The organism is Methylophaga sulfidovorans (genome assembly GCF_900114205.1).
GTDB lineage: Bacteria > Pseudomonadota > Gammaproteobacteria > Nitrosococcales > Methylophagaceae > Methylophaga > Methylophaga sulfidovorans.
Map to the genome: position 1 here is coordinate 108,788 of NZ_FOSH01000001.1, position 18,551 is coordinate 127,338.

Here is an 18,551-nt window from a genome sequence, read left to right on the forward strand (position 1 = left end):
CGGTCTATTTTTTTCCTGTAGCCCGATGAAATAATGGCTCATGAACTGACTCACGAGAGAAACGCCAACAAGCAATACTTATTGCCATCACTGAAAAAACGACCAGCACCGTAATATCAGTCATGATAGAAAAATCACTATTCGCGGTCGGCACAACATGTTTCATCAAATCGACACCATAGCTAAATGGATTGATTAACACGACATATTTCAGCATGTCTGGTAATTGATTGACAGGATAAAGCGCCCCACTTAAGAAAAAGACTGGGAAAATGAAAAAATTCATAATCACCGCGAAATTGTCCAAGGTTTTAGACCATGCGGCGATCAAACCGCCTATTGCCGCACAGCATACGGCTGTCGCTAAAGCGGGTAATAATAACCATAAAGCCACTTGCACATCGATTAAGCCCATCACCGTTAAGATGACTAATAACAGAATGGCCTGAACCATCGCGGTAATGGCCGCAGCAATTAATTTGGCGATAACAATTAAATAATGAGGAATTGGGGCAATCAACATCATCCGCATCACCCCAAATTCTTTATCATAAACAAGGGTCAATGCTGACAATAAAGCAGCAAATAATAATGTCATCGCCACAATGCCAGGCACTAGAAAACTGAGGTAACCAGCTTGCTGCTCACCCTGCAACATACTGCCAACACCAGAACCTATCACCAGCAGCCAAATCATTGGTCTGACCATGGCACTGATCAGTCTTGCACGTTGACGGAAGACCTTGGTCAGCTCTCTTGCCACCACAGCCTTAACGGCGAGCATATGTGTCATGTCACTACCCCATAATCAGGTGGACATACCGTCCATAGATACACATCATTAAGATTAGGTTTACGCCATTGCATTGCATTGACAGCATTACCAAGCGTTTTTTGTAACCGATAAAAATCGGTTTCTTTATCTTGAATACGATAAGTCAGATGCTGATCTTCCCATAAAGGCTCGCCAAATTGCGGACGCATCTGCTGACTAACCATTTCGGTATCAGCACAATCAATTTCCAGCATATATGCTGCTAGATTTTTAATCAGTTTTTTAGGCGCGCCACCTTTTTGCAACTGTCCTTTTTGTATGAAATCGACATGGTCACAGGCTTCTGCTTCTTCCAGATAATGTGTGGTCAGAAATACCGTCATGCCTTCATCTTTTCTTAACTGTTCAATGAATCGCCAAATGGCACGACGATTAGGCAAATCCAAACCAATAGTCGGTTCATCCAAAAATAAGACCTGAGGTTTATGTAAAACGCCACGGGCAATATCTACAGCGCGGCGTTGACCACCTGATAAGGCGACTAATTTTTGATGGCGTTTCTTTTCTAAGCCAAACACTGACAACAACTCAGAAATACGTTGTTCTGCTTGCTGTTTATTCAGATTATATAAAGCGGCAGCGAACTGTAAGTTTTCATCCACCGTCATCATCCGATCAAGGGCTGAATCCTGGAAAACCAAGCCAACTGCGGCACGTGTTTGTACTGGATAGCGTTTGACTTCACGACCAGATATCCAGGCTTCGCCTGATGAGGCTGAAGTCATGGTAGTCAGCATATGAATAGTCGTACTTTTACCCGCCCCATTAGGACCAAGCAAACCATAGAACCGTCCTGGTTCGATACTAAGATCAAGCCCATTAACAGCAAGGGCCTGACCATATTGCTTGGTCAGGCCCTTGGTTAAAATCGCATATTGATTTTTATAAGCCACAAATTTCTTTTGAATTTTTCGGATTTCTGAATACAAGAGGTTTGGCAATATCAGCTGGTTTTTCAGCCTCCTGCCGACCATTCTCAATCGCTTCCAGGATTAGATGATGATCGGGAGATTTCGTACAAACAGGATCAGCCATAGCTGGATCCCCTGTCAGCATATAGGCCTGACAACGACAGCCACCAAAATCTTTTTCTTTTTCATCACAACTACGGCAAGGCTCTTTCATCCAGTCAAAACCACGGAAACGATTGAAGTCGTTCGAGCCTTCCCAGATTTCTTTTATGCTGAGATCTTTAACATTAGGTAACTCCATGCCTGGCAACTCACGGGCAGCATGACAAGGCAAGGCGGTTCCATCTGGCGTCACTGTCAGAAAGACGTTTCCCCAGCCATTCATACAGGCTTTGGGTCTATCTTCATAATAGTCAGGAACAACATAATAGATCTTCATATTGCCTTTTTGCTTTTCTTGATATTCGTGTGCAATCGCTTCTGCACGTACCAATTGTTCTTTCATCGGTAATAATTGGTCACGATTATGCATCGCCCAACCGTAGTATTGAGTAGTGGCAAGCTCAACATAATCAGCATCAAGATTAATGGCCAGATCTAAAATCTCATCAATCTTATCAATATTCTGACGATGTGTGACAAAACACAAAACCATTGGATAACCAGCGGCTTTCACCGCTTTTGCCATCTCAATCTTATGTTGGAAGGCATCAGTACCAGCAATAAGATTATTCAAATCTTCTGAACTCGCCTGAAAACTAACCTGGATATGATCCAGGCCTGCCTCTTTAAACTCTTTTGCCTTGTCTGCATTTAGCCCCACACCCGAGGTAATCAAATTGGTGTAAAAACCTAAATTTCTGGCTTCACGAATAAGTTCAATCAAATCAGGACGAGTTAAGGGTTCACCACCCGATAAACCCAGCTGAGTGGCGCCCATTTCCCGAGCCTGACGGAAAACATTGATCCACTCTTCTGTTGTCAGCTCTTTTTTAACGCTGGCAAAATCCATAGGATTTGAACAATATGGACATTGCAACGGACATGCATAGGTCAACTCGGCCAATAACCATAGAGGTTGACGAATGCTATCACGGACATTCATACCTACAGCGCCACCAGTACTTCCGGGCGCTTTATTCTGGTCTGATCCAGTCGTTGTCATGAGCTTCCTCCAAAAACTGATAGACGTCATCGTCTAAGTCAGCGCCATTAAAGGCTTCTTTAAGTTCAGCGATAAGCTCGCCGACAGTTTGCTTTTTTTCACTTACCCGCTTCAGGATTTCACCTGCAGCTGGATTTAACTTCACCATGCCTTCTGGGTAAAGCAGTACGTAACAATCCTGCGCTGGCTCCCATTGGAAACGGTAACCCAGAGCCAGCACAGGAGTCGTGTCTGCATTAAAAATGCGATCGGTCATTTTTCAACTTCCATATAGTAAGGAGGACGTCCTTCAATATACGCCATCCACATCGCATCTAACATGGTCCATAAAATATCAAGCTTGAATTGTAATAAATCAACGGCACGTTGTTGTTTCTCACGTGTATCACAGTAATCAAGTGTAATTTGTAAGCCATGGTCTACGTCACGACGCGCTTCGCTTAAACGTTTACGGAAATAACGATAACCACGTTCATCGATCCATGGATACAAATCTGGCCAGTTGTCCAATCTCGCTTGGTGAATCTTAGGCGCGAATAACTCTGTTAACGAAGAACCGGCGGCTTCCTGCCAGTTAGCCCGGCGCGCGAAATTAACATAGGCGTCGACAGCAAAGCGAACACCTGGCAATACATGTTGATGTGATTCCAGTTCTTCTCTTGTTAAACCAACAGCTTCACCCAGTTGCAACCAGGCTTCAATGCCACCCTCTTCTCCGCCATAACCGTCATGATCAAGTATGCGTTGCACCCAGTGTTTGCGAACTGAAGCATCTTCACAATTTGCCATAATGGCTGCGTCTTTAATTGGAATCGCCGTTTGGTAATAAAAGCGATTAGCCACCCAACCTTGAACTTGTTTTTGATCCAGCTTGCCTGCATGCATCAATTTATGAAAAGGATGGTTGATATGATACAGCGACTCTTTTTCGCGTAATTTTTGTTCAAACTCTTCGCGTGTCCATGGTGCTGTTTTTTCTGACATGTAATGTTCCTCTAGAATCATCTTAGACTGTTAAAGCTCGATATCCATGCCGTCATACGACACTTCAATTCCAGCCGCTTCCAACGTTTTCCGTTGGGGTGATTCCTCGTTGAGTATTGGATTAGTATTATTAATATGTATCAGGAATTTACGTGGTTTATCCATGCCACTCAGGATCTCCATAATGCCGCCTTTACTCGACTGGTCCAGATGCCCCATTTCCTGCGCACGTTTATTGCTAATGCCTTCGTGTGACATCTCATCATCAGTCCAAACGGTACCGTCGACAAGAACCATGTCAGCATTCGCCATATATTCCATAACATGCGGTTCTGCTACACCTAACCCTGGTGCATAGAATAAGTTTTTGCCGGTACGCGTATCTTCGATACGCATGCCGATATTATCACCAGGCACCGTATTATGACGATGCGGTGAATAAGGAGGTGCCTCACTCTTCAAAGGCACAGCAGTGAACACCAATCCCTCTGCTGAGGGGATGGTGAAGCTTGATTCATCCGTCGCAATTTCATGATGATTAATGCCACGGAAATGGCCAAGAATATTAAAGACTGGAAATCCAGTCGTCAGATCTTCATAGACAGCCTTGGTGGTATAAACATCCCACGGCTTATTGTGTTCTCTAAGTGTGAGCATACCAGTGACATGATCTATCTGTGCATCGGTAATGACTATCTCCGAAATAGCAGTATCTCTGACTTGTCTGGCAGGTTGCAAAGCGGGAAAATCATCCATCTGCTTTTTGATATCAGGTGAAGCATTGAACAGAATCCAGTCTGTTCCATTTGCACTGATAGCAATGGATGATTGTGTTCGAGGACTAGCTTTGATTGTGCCCTCTCTTACACCTTTACAGTTGGTGCAATTACAATTCCATTGAGGAAAACCACCGCCGGCTCCAGAACCTAAAACATGTACAAACATAATTATCCTTAGAAACTTGCATTAGACCAGATAAGACTTTAACAAATTTTATCTGGTGTAACGTTGCCCGGAACAGAACGTCCCGGGCACACATCAAAACCGTGATTAACGGTTGCAGATGTACATGGTTACTTCAAAACCAAAACGCATATCTGAGTATTCAGGTTTAGTCCACATAACTATATCCTCTCTAAAATTGTTTTATTTAATGTCATCCAACCTATTTGAATGACGAGTAGATAGTACACAGCAGATTAAGATGTTTCGTCAGGATTCCCCGCCTTGCCATTCAGGATTTTCCTGATTCACGGAAAAGCTGTAAAAGCTCTATCTGCTTAGTTTTAGCTGAAACTGTAGTTTTAAAATTTGATGAAAATGACTAAATGTGCGGGAAGATCTTCTTAGGCTAGTCAGGCAAAAAACACCTAATTTTAAATGCATTTATGCTCACGACGTCATTCACCATGAAAGATACACTATTCACCAAGTTAGAGAATTTCAGCTTCTTTAATCTTTTTGTGGTTTACCACATTATTGCATTACCTATATTTCATTTAACCAGGCCTTGTGCCTGGTTTTTTTTGCTCAAAAAAAAAGACCCAACATCATAAGATGCCGGGCCTTTTATTCAGATTAAGATTACGGAGTAATCTATATCATCTGGGTCTTACAGGCTGAATACGCTCAGAACACCACCCAGGTTAGTCCAGCTAGACAGTGATTTGTATGCACCGACTGCGCCAAGACCATCTGTTTCGTTTTCTAAGCTTGGAATAGCCATACCGATACCAGCCCAACCACCAACACCTGACAGCACAGAGACATACTGTTTACCGTCATGTTTGTAGGTGTTGACGTTACCGATAACGCCTGAAGCTGTTTTGAAACGCCACAGTTCACGGCCTGTTTGCGCATCAACCGCTTTCAGGTAACCTTCCAATGTACCGTAGAACACCACATCAGTTGCTGTTGCTAAGGCACCTGACCAAACTGAGAAACGTTCTGGGTTTGACCATACGATCTTACCTTCACGAGCATCCCAAGCAATGAAGTTACCTAAGTGAGTACCACCTGGTGCTGGGTACATGCTCAGAGTTGCACCAACGTATGGTTGACCCGCTACATATTCCACTTCAAATGGTTCATAGTCCATGCAAACATGGTTGGTTGGAACGTAGTACAGACCAGTGCGTGGTGAAAATGCTGATGGTTGTTGGTCTTTAGAACCTAACGCTGCAGGACAAATACCTGTTGTGTTTACGTCTTCACCGTTACGTGCAGTGGAGTATTTCGCTACACGATCATGTAAACCTGTTTTCAGGTTCACACCGTTTGACCAGTTAACCGCTGGATCAAACTTTTCAGCCACTAACAGTTCGCCAGTAACGCGGTCCATGGTGTAACCAAAACCGTTACGGTCAAAGTGAACAGCTGTTTTGTGCATTTTGCCATTCACTTTTTGCTCAGCGAGAACCATTTCATTCACACCATCGTAATCCCACTCATCATGTGGTGTCATTTGGTAAACCCATTTCGCCATACCGGTGTCTAAGTCACGACCCCACATTGACATTGTCCATTTGTTATCACCAGGACGTTGAACAGGGTTCCATGTTGATGGGTTACCATTACCATAGTAGAACATGTTCAGATCTGGGTCATATGAATACCAGCCCCAAGTGGTACCACCACCAATTTTCCATTGGTCGCCTTGCCATGATTTCAAAGAAGAATCTTTGCCAACTGGTTTCAGCATTGACATAGTTTTTTCTGGGTCAACTAACATTTCTTCATCAGGACCAGTACTGTATGCCGTGTACTGTTCTTTACCATCCAGGCTGTAAGCTTTGATATAACCACGTACACCAAACTCACCACCTGAGATACCTACTAAGACTTTGTCTTTAAATACGTGAGCCGCTGCTGTGCTGGTTGCACCACGTTTTGCATCATCACGTTTGTCAGACCATACAACGCTACCATCAGCTGCATTAAGAGCCACTAATGTTGTATCTGCTTGGTTCAGGAAGATTTTTCCGTCGCCATAGCTTAAACCACGGTTAACGGTGTCACAGCACATAACTGGCACTGTTTCATCGTAGTTTTGTTTTGGTTCATATTTCCATTTGATCGCACCGTCGTTGTTTAAATCCAACGCAAATACGATATTTGGAAACGGTGTATGAACATACATTGTGCCGTCGATAACCAAAGCGTTACCTTCGTGACCACGTAAAACACCAGTTGAGAAAGACCATGCCATGTTTAAATCTTTAACATTGTCTTTGTTGATTTGAGTTAATTGAGAGTAACGTTGGTTTGCATAATTACCTGCTGGCATAACCCAGTTATTTGGATCTTTTTGCATTTCTAATAATTCATCAGCTACGACCAAGCCAGGTGCAGTCAATGACATCATTGCGATTGATAAAGTTTTCAGCTTCATTTTATATACCTCTAGAATTGAAGGTTTGTTTTTATAGGTGGCTAATCTATAAATAACCACTGCTGAATACTTTATTCTTATTTTTCCCCTAACACATTAGGAGTAACTCCCTATATAAATAGGAGTTAATCATAGTTAACTCGGGATTGACTTGGTAATAGAAATAAATTCTTATTATTCGTTTAAGCTAATTACGCGATGCTTGAGCGCTAAGCGAACAAGCTGGGTAGGTGTCGTTATATGCAACTTCTGCTTTAACTGTGTTTGATAATTAGCCATTGTCTTAAGGCTTATCTTCAATTCTTTCGCAATGGATTCTACTTCCGTACCTTCTGCTAGTAAACGAAAAATTTCAAACTCTCTAGGTGTGAGTATGGTGATCGGATCCTGCTCATCAGCAATATTTTTTAAGGCCAGTTTCTCGGCAATATCCACACTCAAATACGTTTTCCCTGCCGCAACATTTCTGATCGCCAGAAGCAATTCTTCAATCGTGCTAGTTTTTCTTATATAAGCTTTTGCTCCAGCTTGGATGGCTTCATTGGCAAAAAATGACTCTGGCAGGTTTGAAAATATTATCACCCGAGCGCTTGGATATTTCATTGTAAGCTCATTGACCATGTTTAGTGTCGAGGCATGAGCCGTATTCATATCAATGATAAATACATCGGGTTGATACTGTTGGTAAAACGCTGGCAGTTGATCATTCTGATTGGTCTCTGCAATCACTAATATGTCGCTCTGTTCTTCTATTAGACGTTTAATCCCTGCGCGTACAACATGATGCTCATCAACCAGAATGACTGTTATCATTAATATTTACATCACTTTTATTAGTTTATTTTAGAAAAGTAGATTGATACTTAAAGGCTAAATACACTTAATACACCACCTAGATTTGTCCAGCTAGAAAGTGATTTATATAAACCTACCGCCCCATCACCATCAGCATCATTTTTTAGACCCATCGCCATACCAATACCAGCCCAACCACCTAGTCCGGATATCACTGAAACATATTGTTTGCCATTATGTTCATATGTATTGACGTTACCAATGATTCCCGATGCCGTCTTAAAACGCCAAAGCTCTCGTCCGGTTTTGGCATCCACAGCTTTTAAGTACCCTTCAAGGGTGCCATAAAAAACAATATCTGATCCGGTAGCTAAAGCACCTGACCAGACTGAAAAACGTTCCGGATTAGACCAGACAATCTTGCCCTCACGAGCATCCCAGGCAATAAAGTTACCTAAGTTAGGATCGTCACCCACTGGGTACATTGAGAGACTGGCACCCACATATGGCTGACCGGCCACATACTCAACTTCAAAGGGTTCATAATCCATGCAAACATGGTTTGTTGGCACATAAAACAAACCTGTGCGTGGAGAATAAGCCGCTGGTTGCTGATCTTTTGAGCCTAAGGCTGCAGGACAGATACCCGTTGTATTCTCATCTTCACCATTAAAATCGGGGGAATATTGCTGAACACGATCATGTCTGCCGGTTGTCAGATCGACACCTTTTGACCAGTTAACAGAAGGATCAAATTTCTTCGCCAGCAATAACTCACCCGTATCTCTATCCATGGTGTAGGCAAAACCATTCCGATCAAAGTGAACTGCGGTTTTACGTAGTTTATTTTTAATTTTCTGATCGCTGAGAATAACTTCATTCACACCGTCATAATCCCATTCATCATGTGGTGTCATTTGATAGACCCACTTTGCCATTCCACTATCCAGATCTCTGGCAAACAATGACATCGTCCACTTATTGTCACCGGGGCGTTGTACAGGATTCCATGTGGAAGGGTTAGCTGTCCCGTAATAAAACAGGTTCAAGTCAGGATCGTATGAGAACCAGCCCCAAGTGACACCGCCACCAATTTTCCATTGATCGCCTTGCCAGGTTTTCAGAGAAGAATCTTTACCTACCGGTTTCAACATGGACGTGGTTTTTACAGGATCCACCAACATCTCATCATCGGGTCCTGTGCTATAGGCTTTATATTTCACATTTCCCTGTAAGTCATAGGCCTGAACATAACCACGAATACCAAATTCACTACCGGAGATACCGACTAAAACAGTATCTTTAAAAACAAAAGCGGCGCCAGTACTGGTGGCACCGGTCGTGGGATCATCACGTTTGTCAGACCAAACGACTTTGCCGGTATTCATATCCAGCGCAACTAGCGTCGTATCTGCCTGATTGAGAAATATTTTTCCATCTGCATAAGCCAGTCCACGGTTAACCGTATCACAGCACATCACCGGAACAGTTTCATCGTAACTTTGCTTGGGTTCATATTTCCATTTAATTGCACCATCGTTATTTAGATCGAGCGCATAAACAATATTAGGAAAAGGGGTATGAATATATAAGGTATCACCAATAACTAAGGAATTACCTTCATGACCGCGTAACACGCCTGTTGAAAAAGACCAGGCCATGTTCAGCTCGTTAATATTCTTTTTATTAATTTGATGGAGTGATGAATAGCGTTGATTATTATAATTTCCTGCTGGCATTACCCAGTTCGCGGGATCATTTTGAAGTTTTTGTAACTCATCAGCTTGGCCGGTGCAGGCATAAACACCGATTGCAGAGGCAATTAAAAATCTTAGAAGTGTCATATTACTCAGTTTATTCATTAAAGATGCATTTTCAGAGCATGCGTGTCATCACACTTTATGCTTAAAAAACGAATGAATCACCGGCAAATCTTCCTGATTTAACCAGTAGAAGTATATTGACAGGTTGCAAGTGAACCTTGGCTGAATAAAAAAAGGCCCGACATCATAAGATGCTGGGCCTTTTATTCAGATTAAGATTACGGAGTAATCTATATCATCTGGGTCTTACAGACTGAATACGCTCAGAACACCACCCAGGTTAGTCCAGCTAGACAGTGATTTGTATGCACCGACTGCGCCAAGACCATCTGTTTCGTTTTCTAAGCTTGGGATAGCCATACCGATACCAGCCCAACCACCGACACCTGACAGCACAGAGATATACTGTTTACCATCATGTTTGTAAGTGTTGACGTTACCGATAACGCCTGATGGAGTTTTGAATCTCCACAGTTCACGACCTGTTTGCGCATCAACCGCTTTCAGGTAACCTTCCAATGTACCGTAGAATACGACATCAGCAGCTGTTGCTAAAGCACCAGACCAAACTGAGAAACGTTCTGGGTTTGACCATACGATCTTACCTTCACGAGCATCCCAAGCGATGAAGTTACCTAAGTGCGTACCACCTGGTGCTGGGTACATGCTTAATGTTGCACCAACGTATGGTTGACCCGCTACGTATTCCACTTCAAATGGTTCATAGTCCATGCAAACATGGTTGGTTGGGACGTAGAACAGGCCAGTGCGTGGTGAGTACGCTGATGGTTGCTCATCTTTAGAACCTAACGCCGCAGGACAAATACCTGTTGTGTTTACGTCTTCACCATTACGTGCAGTGGAGTATTTCGCTACACGATCATGTAAACCTGTTTTCAGGTTCACGCCGTTTGACCAGTTAACGGCTGGATCAAATTTTTCAGCCACTAACAGTTCACCAGAGACGCGGTCCATGGTGTAACCAAAACCGTTACGGTCAAAGTGAACAGCTGTTTTGTGCATTTTGCCTTTCACTTTTTGATCAACCAAGACGACTTCGTTAATACCGTCGTAATCCCACTCATCATGTGGTGTCATTTGGTAGACCCATTTCGCCATACCGGTATCTAAGTCACGACCCCATAGAGACATTGACCATTTGTTATCACCAGGACGTTGAACAGGGTTCCATGTTGATGGGTTACCTGAACCATAGTAGAACATGTTCAGATCTGGATCATATGAATACCAGCCCCAAGTGGTACCACCACCAATTTTCCATTGGTCGCCTTGCCATGTTTTCAAAGAAGAATCTTTGCCAACTGGTTTCAGCATTGACATAGTTTTGTTAGGGTCAACTAACATTTCTTCATCAGGACCCGTGCTGTACGCTTTGTATTTCACGTTACCGTCTAAGTCATAAGCTTGAACGTAACCACGTACACCAAACTCACCACCTGAGATACCCACTAATACTTTATCTTTGAATACAAATGCAGCACCTGTGCTGGTTGCACCACGTTTTGCATCATCACGTTTGTCAGACCAAACAACTTTACCGTTTTCAGCATCAAGAGCAACTAATGTTGTATCTGCCTGGTTCAGGAAGATTTTGCCGTCGCCATAGCTTAAACCACGGTTAACGGTGTCACAGCACATAACTGGCACTGTTTCATCGTAGTTTTGTTTTGGTTCATATTTCCATTTGATTGCACCGTCATTATTCAGATCAAGTGCGAAAACAAGGTTTGGAAATGGTGTATGAACATACATAGTGTCACCGATAACTAAAGAGTTACCTTCATGACCACGTAAAACACCGGTTGAGAAAGACCATGCCATGTTTAAATCTTTAACATTGTCTTTGTTGATTTGAGTTAATTCAGAGTAACGTTGATTGTTATAATTACCTGCTGGCATTACCCAGTTATTCGGATCTTTTTGCATTTGCAATAATTCATCAGCAGCAGCCAGGCTTGGCACGGCTAAAGTCATCATTGCGATTGATAAAGTTTTCAGCTTCATTAGAGTGACCTCTATTAATTGTTATTTAACATGACGGCAACACTGGCCGGTCAGGAAGGACTCTATTCGGCTTTTCCCTTCTTTTCATTAGGGAATAATCACCCATAGTTTGGGATATATTCCCGAGCATAGCGGAAAGGCTTCCCACACAATATTAAAAAGATTCCTGAAAATAATTGAAAATCTATCATTAACTGCTGACTACACCGTACTTTATGGCTAAGCGAACCATTTCTGCCGATGAATTAAAACCCAATTTATGTTTTAACATTGTCTGATAATTAGCAATGGTTTTCGCCTCCAGACTCAACTGGGAAGCAACCTGTGAAATAGTCAGTCCTTCTGCTAACAGCCTGAATATTTCAAATTCCCGGGTACTTAATCTTTGGGTAGGATCATCTGAGCCGGTGACACTTTGCATAGCAATTTTCTGTGCCATTTCTGCACTTAGAAAATTTTTACCATTCATCACATGATGAATAGCTGTTACCAGATCCTGACTATCACCCGATTTAATAACGTAGCCTTTTGCACCAGCACTCATCGCTTGCATCGCCAATGTCACATTTTCATGCATTGAAAATACAATGATACGAGCATTTCTAAACTTACCACAGATCCTTCTTACTGCTTCCAAGCCACCAATGCCAGGCATCGACATATCCGTAATCAACACATCTGGTAGCAGCTCAGTGTATGCCTGATAGGCCTTTTCCCCACTTGGAATTTCTTTCACAACCTGAAAATCATCGTAACCATTCAACATACTGGCCAAACCTGATCGAACAATCTCGTGATCATCTGCCAATAGGATCTTAATTTTCGCCATCAATCTCTCCGATACCACACGGCAACTTCACTTTAATTTTCATACCTTCCCCAGGCTGACTTTCAATATGAATTTGACCTGATACTGTCTCTACTCGTTCGCGCATACCTAGTAATCCATATCCTTTTTTTATCAACATTAAGTCGCATCCCTGACCGTTATCGATTATTTCGATAATAATGTCATTGTCTTTTCTGTAAAGCAGAATTTTAGCTTCGACATTGTTACCAGCATGACGGCTAATGTTGGTTAAACCTTCCTGAATGATACGGTAGCAGCTTAATTGCATATGCTCATCAAGTAACCTCAAATTACAATTTATCGTCAATTCAAGTTGATGCTGCGGGTGGTTATAAATCCAGTCATTTGCAAGCTCATGTAAACAATATGCCAATCCAAATTCAGATAAATTAGGGGGACGTAATTGTTTAAGATTTGATCTCAGAATATCTGACATCCTTTCACTACGCTGCCTTAGGTTGGCGATGGTGTTTTCTTTTATATTAGGGTCATCTGAGTGATAAAACTTATCCAGCTCAATACGCATTGTTGTCAAAAGTTGACCAAGCTCATCGTGTAACTCAGCCGCAATACGTTTTCGTTCGATTTCCTGTAATTCGACAGCTTTTCTCTTTTGTATGTGAAAGACCTTTTTTAGGCTTTCACTTGACTCAATAATCCGAAAAAGAAGACGCTTGATATTGAACACAGATAGATAACGTAGTCGTCCAATTTTCTCTTCCTTCTGCCTTGGAAAGTTAAGCTGACCATCAATACGCTCTAAAATCAGAGAGAACAGAAATACAACCAGGCAGCTTGATAAGATGAAAGTGAATAAAATGGGGATTAATAATTCGGCAATACCGATCCCCACGTATTTCAACTCATGATATATATCACTGCGAATAATGACATCACCTACATACTTCGAGTGAATCATTACCGGCTCAACAATATAAACAGACTTAAGATGAAAAATATCCAAAATGGTTTTCATCACTTTTGTCATCACACCATCAGCATCAGATTGATATTGATGATTACTTTCGATAATAGAACCATCTTTAGACACGAACTCAATGTTCAAACGCTCTAAGTTACGCCATTGTTGTAGTTCAAATATAGGCATCTGATTTTTATCTGTCTCGGCGACATTAAAATCACTAATCTGCTCACGAAGCATAGATGAAACTAAGGTTGCTTCCTGAGTAGTTTCACGATGGTCAATAAAGTAAATTTGTACCAGCGCTAATACTTCTAAGAAAATAAGAAAGCAGATCATTCCAGCAATAAATAACGCGACTTTCTGTGCAACTGAACCCGTTAATATTCTATTCATCAATACCCTTATCGTGAGGCTTAAAAATATCTGTAATCCCTAACGAAATAAGTTTGGTATTTAGGTTTTCACACCCAAGCACACACATTACTACATCACTGTCCTTAATATTCCTAATGCAGTACAAGCCCATTATTATAGCTTCTTTAACTGCAGACATACCTAAAATCCCTATTTAAGTTAGAGATATAAAAAAGGCCCGATACCATAAAGATACCGGGCCTTTTTATTCAGACTAAGATTACGGAGTAATCTATATCATCTGGGTCTTACAGGCTGAATACACTCAGAACACCACCCAGGTTAGTCCAGCTAGACAGTGCTTTATATGCACCAACCGCACCAAGACCATCTGAGCTATTTTCTAAGTCAGGAATCGCCATACCGATACCAGCCCAACCACCTACACCTGACAGTACAGAGATATACTGTTTACCGTCATGCGTATAGGTGTTGACGTTACCGATAACACCAGACGCTGTTTTGAAGCGCCATAGTTCACGACCTGTTTGCGCATCAACCGCTTTCAGGTAACCTTCCAATGTACCGTAGAACACCACATCAGTTGCTGTTGCTACTGGACCAGACCAAACTGAGAAACGTTCTGGGTTTGACCATACGATCTTACCTTCACGAGCATCCCAAGCGATGAAGTTACCCATATGAGTACCACCTGGTGCTGGGAACATGTTCAGGGTTGCACCAACGTATGGTTGACCCGCTACGTATTCCACTTCAAATGGTTCATAGTCCATGCAAACATGGTTGGTTGGGACATAGTAAAGACCAGTACGTGGTGAAAATGCCGCTGGCTGTTGATCTTTAGAACCTAACGCCGCAGGACAAATACCTGTCGTGTTTACGTCTTCACCATTTGCTGCTGTTGAGTATTTCGCAGTACGCTCTGGTAGACCTGTTTTCATATTGATACCAGTCGCCCAGTTAACGGCTGGATCAAATTTTTCAGCCACTAACAGTTCGCCAGTAACGCGGTCCATGGTGTAACCAAAACCGTTACGGTCAAAGTGAACAGCTGTTTTGTGCATTTTGCCTTTCACTTTTTGATCAGCAAGAATTACTTCGTTAACACCGTCATAATCCCACTCATCATGTGGTGTCATTTGGTAGACCCATTTCGCCATACCAGTGTCTAAGTCACGACCCCATAGAGACATTGACCATTTGTTATCACCAGGACGTTGAACAGGGTTCCAGGTAGATGGGTTACCTGAACCATAATAGAACATGTTCAGATCTGGATCGTAAGAAATCCAGCCCCAAGTGGTACCACCACCAATTTTCCATTGGTCACCTTGCCATGTTTTCAAAGAAGAATCTTTGCCAACTGGTTTCAGCATTGACATGGTTTTCTTAGGATCAACTAACATTTCGTTGTCAGGACCAGTACTGTATGCAGTGTACTGTTCTTTACCATCCAGGCTGTAGGCTTTGATGTAACCACGTACACCAAACTCACCACCTGAGATACCAACTAAGACTTTATCTTTAACAACAAATGCAGCACCTGTGCTGGTTTCACCTTTTTTAGGATCACCACGTTGGTCAGACCAAACAACTTTACCGTTTTTAGCATCAAGAGCAACTAATGTTGTGTCTGCCTGGTTCAGGAAGATTTTTCCGTCGCCATAGCTTAAACCACGGTTAACCGTGTCACAGCACATAACTGGCACTGTTTCATCGTAGTTTTGTTTTGGTTCATATTTCCATTTCATTGCACCGTCGTTGTTTAAATCCAACGCGTAAACGATGTTTGGAAACGGTGTGTGTACATACATGGTGTCGCCAATAACCAAAGAGTTACCTTCGTGACCACGTAAAACACCGGTTGAGAAAGACCATGCCATGTTTAAATCTTTAACATTGTCTTTGTTGATTTGAGTTAATTCAGAATAACGTTGATTGTTATAGTTACCTGCTGGCATTACCCAGTTATTCGGATTTTTTTGCATTTCAAGCAATTCATCGGCAGTAGCCAAGCCTGGCACTGCCAATGTCATCATTGCTAATGACAAAGTTTTCAGCTTCATTTTTAATCCCTAGTGTTTGATTACAGAACATGTCGAGAGGAATAACAACGACATGGTTCCCACACTTTATGCTCGTTATGCCCAAGAATCATTACCAAAGATTCCCGATTTTAGCGGGAAGTAATCGACACAACTTAGGGAAGTAAAACCTAAACTGATGAAATAATTGTCATTTAAGTGAAAATCACTGCTCTGTAATCACACCATATTTCATCGCCAATCTGACCAATTCAACCGGAGAATGAATATCTAGCTTTTGTTTGAGACTAGTTTGATAGTTAGCTACTGTTTTTTGACCGATATTTAATCGCCCCGCAATTTCCTCTACTAACTTACCTTCCGCCAATAAACGGAAAACCTCAAACTCTCGGGAAGTTAACCTTTGTGTCGGATTATCATCACCAGTCAAGCTTTGCAAAGCAACTTTTTGTGCCATATCAGCACTTAAAAAACTTTTCCCGGACGCAACTTCTTTTACCGCTTTAACAAGATCTTCTGCATTACCGGATTTTGCCACATAGCCCATAGCACCAGCAGTTAGCGACTGAATTGCATAGGTCGCATTTTCATGCATAGAAAACATAATTATCCGCGCATCAGACCAACGATGAAGAATTCGACGTAATGCCTCAAGTCCCCCCATACCCGGCATAGACATATCCATCACTAATACATCGGGACGATGCTCTGGATAAGTTTGATAGGCCTGCTCTCCACTCTCCGCTTCCGCAATCACTTTTATGTCTGCATTTTGTTCTAGTAATCGACATAAACCTGATCTGACTACGGCATGGTCATCAGTCAGCATGACTTTTATTAACTGGCTCACGCATTATCTCCTTGTTTGGGAACCGTCACATCAATCGTGACGCCTTGATTTAAATTAGATGTAATATCAAAAGTGCCACCCACGCTGTCTAACCGTTCTTTCATTCCTGCAAGACCAAAACGTTGTGTGTGCTTTGTAGGATCGAATCCTTTGCCGTTATCAGTCACTGTCAAATGAATAGCATGTTTTTCTTCTTTCAAAATTATCCATGCCTGCTTTGCTTGTGAGTGGCGACTGATATTAGTCAGGCATTCTTGTATGACGCGATAAAGTGTTAACTGGGCATTTTCTTCCAACGATGAGAACTCACCTTCAAATTGATATTCCATTTCAATATTCGGATGTCTTTCACGCCAGCTATCAACCAGTTCCTGCATAGCCGCAATAAAGCCAAGTTCATCCAGACCTCCCGGACGTAAGCGCTGCAGCATGGTCCGAAGAATATCCATCATCAATCCCACTACTTCATCGATGGCCGAAGCGCTTTTTTTAGCTGCATCAAGATCGTTGGTGGACTTAATCACAGAAGCATCAACATGAATTGCCGTCAGATGTTGACCAATTTCATCATGCAGTTCATGAGCAAGACTTTTTCGCTCAGCTTCCTGCAAACGGATAATCTGTTGTGTTAAGCGATGGTTATTACGAATACTGCTTTGTAAGGTGGAAGCCATCATATTGAATTTATGGCTGATACTGGCCATTTCAGGTAATTCAAAAATAGGCAGCCGGCTATCCAGGTTTCCGGTTTCAATATCGGTCAGTGCAGAAATAATCTGGTCGATAGGTTTCAACGCTCGGGCTACCACTAAATACACCAGAATATTCACAAAGACAAAAAACAAAGAAATCATAGTCAATAGGGTTTTTGTCTCATCCCATGCCTCGGCAATTTCATTGTCAGGCTTGGGTTTTATGACTAACTCTCCAATTTTCCGCGAATTCACATAAACCGGCAGTCGTTCAGGTTTTAAATCATCGAGAGCTGAATACATTTCACGACCAAACCAGTCAGGGTAAGGTTTATGGTCATTACTGTTTTCATCTTCATTGCTTTCGATAAGTTGGTTATGCATGCCATAAAATTCGATCCTTAGATGCCTGACACCCGTTAGCTTATTCAGCATAAATGGTGACTCAGCTTGATCTTTAAGCACTTTATCTTTGAATTTAAAATGACTTAACTCGGCATTTAGCATGTGTAATGCGAAGTCCATGGTCGATGCAACTTCAGCCCTGACATCTTCACGAGCGCTATGGATCGCTTTCACAGCGCCTATCACCAGAATAATTAACAGGACAGCTGTGACGATAAGGTTGAGTCTATATCTGAGATTCATGCACCAGGACTATGTGAAATAAATAAGCATTCTAGTATTGCGGTGATGTCTTGGAGATAGGAGAAATTCCCTTTTACAAAAGTGATGGACAAAAAAAGCCCCGATTAACGGGGCTTTTTGTCTTTCTTTGTGAGAAAGGCGTTTTAGCGGTTGCAGATATACATTGTTACTTCAAAGCCGAAACGCATGTCTGAGTATTCTGGTTTAGTCCACATAGTCAATTCCTCTTAATTGATT

Annotated in this window: 17 protein-coding genes; all 17 read right to left on the reverse strand. The window is 42.1% G+C overall.

All coding sequences use genetic code 11. From position 1 onward, the window contains the following. Positions 1-4: 4 nt before the first annotated feature. The 17 genes from BM232_RS00570 to pqqA (BM232_RS00650) all read right to left on the reverse strand — a co-directional run bounded on the left by BM232_RS00570 (position 5) and on the right by pqqA (BM232_RS00650) (position 18,529). Positions 5-793 (reverse strand): ABC transporter permease, encoded by a 789-nt coding sequence (locus tag BM232_RS00570; protein ID WP_091711248.1) that lies wholly within the window; start codon positions 791-793, stop codon positions 5-7. After that, positions 790-1,728: an ABC transporter ATP-binding protein gene (locus BM232_RS00575; protein ID WP_091711394.1), complete on the reverse strand. Its 939-nt coding sequence runs from the start codon at positions 1,726-1,728 to the stop codon at positions 790-792. Before BM232_RS00575 ends, BM232_RS00570 begins: the two co-directional genes overlap by 4 nt. Next, complete coding sequence (gene pqqE / locus BM232_RS00580) at positions 1,718-2,911, reverse strand: pyrroloquinoline quinone biosynthesis protein PqqE (RefSeq protein WP_177207225.1); 1,194 nt, start codon at positions 2,909-2,911, stop codon at positions 1,718-1,720. Before pqqE ends, BM232_RS00575 begins: the two co-directional genes overlap by 11 nt. After that, complete coding sequence (gene pqqD / locus BM232_RS00585) at positions 2,883-3,167, reverse strand: pyrroloquinoline quinone biosynthesis peptide chaperone PqqD (RefSeq protein ID WP_091711249.1); 285 nt, start codon at positions 3,165-3,167, stop codon at positions 2,883-2,885. Before pqqD ends, pqqE begins: the two co-directional genes overlap by 29 nt. Then, a complete protein-coding gene (gene pqqC / locus BM232_RS00590) occupies positions 3,164-3,895 on the reverse strand; it encodes a pyrroloquinoline-quinone synthase PqqC (RefSeq protein ID WP_091711250.1) in 732 nt (243 codons plus the stop codon). The genes pqqD and pqqC overlap by 4 nt, the downstream gene beginning before the upstream one ends. A gap of 30 nt (positions 3,896-3,925) precedes the next feature. Next, positions 3,926-4,840 carry a pyrroloquinoline quinone biosynthesis protein PqqB gene (gene pqqB / locus BM232_RS00595; RefSeq protein ID WP_091711251.1) on the reverse strand — a complete coding sequence of 305 codons (915 nt, stop codon included), beginning with the start codon at positions 4,838-4,840 and terminating at the stop codon, positions 3,926-3,928. A gap of 105 nt (positions 4,841-4,945) precedes the next feature. Further along, the gene (gene pqqA, locus BM232_RS15165; RefSeq protein WP_081443609.1) at positions 4,946-5,017 is read right to left on the reverse strand and encodes a pyrroloquinoline quinone precursor peptide PqqA; all 72 of its coding nucleotides are present in this window, start codon (positions 5,015-5,017) and stop codon (positions 4,946-4,948) included. 490 nt (positions 5,018-5,507) lie between these two features. Continuing rightward, positions 5,508-7,286, reverse strand: coding sequence for a methanol/ethanol family PQQ-dependent dehydrogenase (locus BM232_RS00605; RefSeq protein ID WP_091711252.1), 1,779 nt, complete (start codon positions 7,284-7,286; stop codon positions 5,508-5,510). 174 nt (positions 7,287-7,460) lie between these two features. Beyond that, on the reverse strand, positions 7,461-8,099 hold the full coding sequence (locus BM232_RS00610; protein WP_091711253.1) for a response regulator: 639 nt from the start codon (positions 8,097-8,099) through the stop codon (positions 7,461-7,463). A 50-nt stretch (positions 8,100-8,149) separates the two neighbouring features. Continuing rightward, positions 8,150-9,925: a methanol/ethanol family PQQ-dependent dehydrogenase gene (locus tag BM232_RS00615; RefSeq protein ID WP_091711395.1), complete on the reverse strand. Its 1,776-nt coding sequence runs from the start codon at positions 9,923-9,925 to the stop codon at positions 8,150-8,152. A 225-nt stretch (positions 9,926-10,150) separates the two neighbouring features. Continuing rightward, the gene (locus BM232_RS00620; protein WP_091711254.1) at positions 10,151-11,929 is read right to left on the reverse strand and encodes a methanol/ethanol family PQQ-dependent dehydrogenase; all 1,779 of its coding nucleotides are present in this window, start codon (positions 11,927-11,929) and stop codon (positions 10,151-10,153) included. A 190-nt stretch (positions 11,930-12,119) separates the two neighbouring features. Further along, a complete protein-coding gene (locus BM232_RS00625) occupies positions 12,120-12,758 on the reverse strand; it encodes a response regulator (RefSeq protein ID WP_091711255.1) in 639 nt (212 codons plus the stop codon). Continuing rightward, entirely contained in the window at positions 12,745-14,097 is a 1,353-nt protein-coding gene (locus tag BM232_RS00630) for a sensor histidine kinase (RefSeq protein ID WP_091711256.1), read from the reverse strand. The genes BM232_RS00625 and BM232_RS00630 overlap by 14 nt, the downstream gene beginning before the upstream one ends. 269 nt (positions 14,098-14,366) lie before the next feature. After that, entirely contained in the window at positions 14,367-16,145 is a 1,779-nt protein-coding gene (locus tag BM232_RS00635; protein ID WP_091711257.1) for a methanol/ethanol family PQQ-dependent dehydrogenase, read from the reverse strand. A 184-nt stretch (positions 16,146-16,329) separates the two neighbouring features. Continuing rightward, positions 16,330-16,974: a response regulator gene (locus tag BM232_RS00640; RefSeq protein ID WP_177207226.1), complete on the reverse strand. Its 645-nt coding sequence runs from the start codon at positions 16,972-16,974 to the stop codon at positions 16,330-16,332. Next, positions 16,971-18,314 (reverse strand): ATP-binding protein, encoded by a 1,344-nt coding sequence (locus BM232_RS00645; protein ID WP_091711258.1) that lies wholly within the window; start codon positions 18,312-18,314, stop codon positions 16,971-16,973. The genes BM232_RS00640 and BM232_RS00645 overlap by 4 nt, the downstream gene beginning before the upstream one ends. 143 nt (positions 18,315-18,457) lie before the next feature. Then, on the reverse strand, positions 18,458-18,529 hold the full coding sequence (pqqA, locus tag BM232_RS00650) for a pyrroloquinoline quinone precursor peptide PqqA (protein ID WP_081443609.1): 72 nt from the start codon (positions 18,527-18,529) through the stop codon (positions 18,458-18,460). Between the last annotated feature and the right edge of the window lie 22 nt (positions 18,530-18,551).

What these genes read in the sequence shown, in the direction of transcription:
- pqqB (WP_091711251.1), bottom strand. Translation starts at nt 4,840, where the DNA reads ATGTTTGTACATGTTTTAGGTTCTGGAGCCGGCGGTGGTTTTCCTCAA.
- pqqC (WP_091711250.1), bottom strand. Translation starts at nt 3,895, where the DNA reads ATGTCAGAAAAAACAGCACCATGGACACGCGAAGAGTTTGAACAAAAA.
- BM232_RS00620 (WP_091711254.1), bottom strand. Translation starts at nt 11,929, where the DNA reads ATGAAGCTGAAAACTTTATCAATCGCAATGATGACTTTAGCCGTGCCA.
- BM232_RS00635 (WP_091711257.1), bottom strand. Translation starts at nt 16,145, where the DNA reads ATGAAGCTGAAAACTTTGTCATTAGCAATGATGACATTGGCAGTGCCA.
- BM232_RS00625 (WP_091711255.1), bottom strand. Translation starts at nt 12,758, where the DNA reads ATGGCGAAAATTAAGATCCTATTGGCAGATGATCACGAGATTGTTCGA.
- BM232_RS00645 (WP_091711258.1), bottom strand. Translation starts at nt 18,314, where the DNA reads ATGAATCTCAGATATAGACTCAACCTTATCGTCACAGCTGTCCTGTTA.
- BM232_RS00570 (WP_091711248.1), bottom strand. Translation starts at nt 793, where the DNA reads ATGACACATATGCTCGCCGTTAAGGCTGTGGTGGCAAGAGAGCTGACC.
- pqqD (WP_091711249.1), bottom strand. Translation starts at nt 3,167, where the DNA reads ATGACCGATCGCATTTTTAATGCAGACACGACTCCTGTGCTGGCTCTG.
- pqqE (WP_177207225.1), bottom strand. Translation starts at nt 2,911, where the DNA reads ATGACAACGACTGGATCAGACCAGAATAAAGCGCCCGGAAGTACTGGT.
- BM232_RS00615 (WP_091711395.1), bottom strand. Translation starts at nt 9,925, where the DNA reads ATGACACTTCTAAGATTTTTAATTGCCTCTGCAATCGGTGTTTATGCC.
- BM232_RS00630 (WP_091711256.1), bottom strand. Translation starts at nt 14,097, where the DNA reads ATGAATAGAATATTAACGGGTTCAGTTGCACAGAAAGTCGCGTTATTT.
- BM232_RS00605 (WP_091711252.1), bottom strand. Translation starts at nt 7,286, where the DNA reads ATGAAGCTGAAAACTTTATCAATCGCAATGATGTCATTGACTGCACCT.
- BM232_RS00610 (WP_091711253.1), bottom strand. Translation starts at nt 8,099, where the DNA reads ATGATAACAGTCATTCTGGTTGATGAGCATCATGTTGTACGCGCAGGG.